The 3,484-nt window shown below is 43.7% G+C and carries 3 protein-coding genes; all 3 read left to right on the forward strand.

Annotated features, from left to right (window positions below; genetic code table 11):
* The first annotated feature begins 161 nt into the window (after nucleotides 1–161).
* Nucleotides 162–584 (forward strand): hypothetical protein, encoded by a 423-nt coding sequence (locus tag WC473_06115; GenBank protein ID MFA5125361.1) that lies wholly within the window; start codon nucleotides 162–164, stop codon nucleotides 582–584.
* Nucleotides 538–2,184: a hypothetical protein gene (locus WC473_06120; protein MFA5125362.1), complete on the forward strand. Its 1,647-nt coding sequence runs from the start codon at nucleotides 538–540 to the stop codon at nucleotides 2,182–2,184. The genes WC473_06115 and WC473_06120 overlap by 47 nt, the downstream gene beginning before the upstream one ends.
* 2 nt (nucleotides 2,185–2,186) lie before the next feature.
* Nucleotides 2,187–3,484, forward strand: a 1,298-nt coding sequence (locus WC473_06125; GenBank protein MFA5125363.1) for a hypothetical protein, incomplete at its 3' end; no start/stop codon positions are given.

Consider the following 3,484-nt stretch of genomic DNA (forward strand, 5'->3'; position numbering starts at 1 on the left):
GTAAGTTTCAATGTCACCAATCCGCAAAAAGGCGTAATTGACGAAGCGTTGGACATCTTATCAAAGCAATCAAAAATGACCGAGAGTGAGGCAATCGCCGAAGTGTGTAGCCAGTTTATAAATACACTAAACGGCAGTAAACCGCAGTAAACGGCAACGATATGAGCAAAAAAGTCGACATTAAAAGCATCAGGTATCAAGAAGCGATTCGCCTTAAATATAACAACGAGTCGTATTCTTCGATTGCCAGAAAAATAAAAGTACCTGTGTCGACTATCGAGAAATGGTTCGCTTTTGGCGGTTTGCTTAAAGAGGAATACGAAAAATACCGAGATGAACAGAATCAGATCAGACACGAGAACGGCTTGGAAATTTTCAAGAAAAATGTGGATACCGCATCGAGTATGATTGTCGCTCTAATGGCCAGTGAAAATGACACGGTAAAACTTAATGCCTCCAAAGAGATTGTCTACCGCCAATATGGAAAGCCCAAAGAGACGGTAGAACACAAAGGATTATTTGAATCAGGCTTGAATTATGAACAGATACTACGAAAATCAAGAGACAAATCACCCGATGGTTAATAACCTCATTGCTTTCCTGAGGTTATGCGAGGCTGACCCAAAAGTGTTTATTGAGGAGTGTCTGTCCATAAAAACCAAGGATCAAAAGACTGTTCTTTTAAAGTTTAATACCGCTCAATCCATGATTTACGAACGAATCAAGATGCTAAGAGCAAAAAAGAAACCGATCAGAATGATAATTCTTAAAGCCAGACAAGAGGGCGTTTCAACATTTTGCGAGGGATTGATATTTGAAAAGACCGTTCGTCAAGAAAATACCAACTCGCTGATTGTCGCCCACGAGCCAGAGTCGACTGATGCAATATTTGCCATGAGCAAACTGTTCTACGACATGCTTCCAGTGGATGTCAAGCCGATGAGACGATACGACAACAAGAAACAGATGGTGTTTGAGAATCCTGATCAGAAAGCAAGAGCCGATGACCCAGGACTCAGATCGAGAATGGTAATCTCGACGGCTGACAAGGTGAAAATTGGTAGAGGTCTAACACTTCATAATTTTCACGGATCTGAAGTCGCATTCTGGAAAAATGCAAAAGAGCTGATGCTTTCCGTAATGCAAGCGATTCCGAGCCTGCCAACGACTGCCGTCTTTCTTGAATCGACTGCCAACGGTTTCGGTGGCGACGGCGAATACTTCTACCAAATGGTGCAAGATGCTCTGGCCGGTAAGAACGAATTCGAGCTTATATTCCTCCCTTGGCACCTTATGCCGGAATACAGCCAACCGTTTGCCAGTGAAGCCGACAGAAAACAGTTTGCCGAAACACTGAATGAATACGAGAAAGAATTGCTAAACAAAGAAAACCTGAGATACGAGCAATTGAAATGGCGTAGATGGGCAATTCAAAACCTCTGCGGTGGCGACTTGGATAAATTCAAACAAGAATATCCAGCCACCATCGAGGAATCATTCGTCGCCTCAAGCAAGGCCGTAATTCCGAAACAGTACATTGAAGCTCAAGGTAAATTCGTCAGACAGCCGATAAGAAAACTGGATGACATCCTGATATACGAGGAACCGAATTTGAACCATTTCTACAGCTTGGGAGCCGATCCAGCCGAGGGTATCGGACAAGATGACTCGGCAATCACGGTAATCGATAAGATGACCGGACGAGAAGTCGGATTCTACATTGGACAGATACAGCCGGACTTATTTGCTAAGAAAATAAAACAGACAGCCGAATTCTTTAATAACGCTCTGGCAGTAATTGAAATAAACAATCACGGACTGGCGGTAATCAACGCTCTCAAGACAGAATACACGAACATCTATCAGCGAACGGTCTTTGATAAAGCCACAAACACCAAGAGAAAAGAATTGGGATGGAAAACCAGCCAAACCACCAAGCCTCTCATGGTCGATGACTTTATAGCCGGACTCCGTGACGATGATATTGGCTTATCAACCCAAGCGACAGTCAGTCAGATGATGACATTCGTTCACACCAGTGAAAGCAACAAGTACGGCATGGGAGCGGAAACCGGACAAAAAGACGATGCATTAATTTCGGCCATGCTCGCTTGGCAAGGATTAAAAGAGCTTCCGAGCGAGATGCCAATGGCTCACAAAGGTCGAACAATAAAACTTTACTAAATATGGCAAATACAAAAGAACTGCAAAAATTTAATAGCGAGTACGATGAAGCTAAGAAAAACTTCCTGTACTACTACAAACCCGAATTTGATCGGGGTTATAAGCTATTCTCCTCTTTCAACGGCGATCGTGCCGAGGAATTGGAAAGAACCAATGACGGCGAGGTTTGGCAGTCAAATGTTTTCATTCCTCAAATTTTTTCTTACATCAAAACCTTTTTACAAAAGACAGTCGGGATAACGCCAGACTTCAAGCTTGAGGGAAAAAACAGCGAAGCATTGAAAGATTTGATTGTGTGGCTCTGGGAGATTGGCATGAGTGACGACCTGATAGATTACTTCCTCCAAGTATTCATCTGCGGAACCACGATCGGAAAAGACTTCCTCAAAAAACAAACCAAGAAAAAGAGAAAGAAAGAGATTAGCTTTTTGGATAATATCAAAAAACTTATTTTCAAAACCGAGACATCCAAGATCGTCTTCCGTCCAGATTTTGACCCGGTGGATATTTACAATTTCTATCCTCATCCAAGAATGAAAAAGATTGCCGATCCATTTCCGGTATTCCACCGCTATGTGCTTACGCTGGACGAGATGAAAGCTCAGTATCCCGATATAAACGAAAGCGTTTGGAAACAATTCCTGAACACGGACGGCGAAGTGGTAAAGTCTGGAGGCGATACCACCGACTATGCCTATGTCCGAAAAGAAGTCCTGATCCAGCTTAGAAAAAATATCAGAGAGACAACCAAAGCATCGAGCCCGATTGAGGGCAACCCGAATAATCCAATATCAGCACCAACCAGCGATGAAAAATTGTTTGAAGTCGTTGAACGCTGGATTGACGAAAGGTTCACCGTATTCCTGCCGATGGACGGTACGCCAATAGAGATCAAGGACGGCGACAATCCATATGATCACGAACAGAAACCTTATTCCCGAACAGGCTTCTTCCCAAGACCATTCTCGTTTTACTGGCTGGGTATTCCGAAGCTGGTCGACCATTTGCAAGAACTTCTCAATTCCGTAACCAACCAAAGAGTCGATGCGGTGACCATGAAAATTCATAGCATGATTGCGGCCGCACCGGTGGCTCTGCCCGGGTATAAGCAGTCAACCATAACAGTCAAACCGCTTGGAATCTTATGGACTAATGATCCAAACTCAGTCAAAGAACTTAAATTCGGCGATGTTAACTCCTCGGCGTTTATAGAACCAGACCACATCAAGGAAGCCATGCGAATTGCCGTAGGCGTGGATGAATTCACCACTACGGCCGGTGTAGACAGAAAAGAAACCGC

The sequence above is a fragment of the Patescibacteria group bacterium genome (assembly GCA_041650895.1).
Classification (GTDB): Bacteria; Patescibacteriota; Patescibacteriia; order 2-01-FULL-39-33; family 2-01-FULL-39-33; genus CAISTG01.

Coding starts and splice junctions, on each gene's coding strand:
- WC473_06120 (MFA5125362.1), top strand. CDS start 538: ATGAACAGATACTACGAAAATCAAGAGACAAATCACCCGATGGTTAAT.
- WC473_06115 (MFA5125361.1), top strand. CDS start 162: ATGAGCAAAAAAGTCGACATTAAAAGCATCAGGTATCAAGAAGCGATT.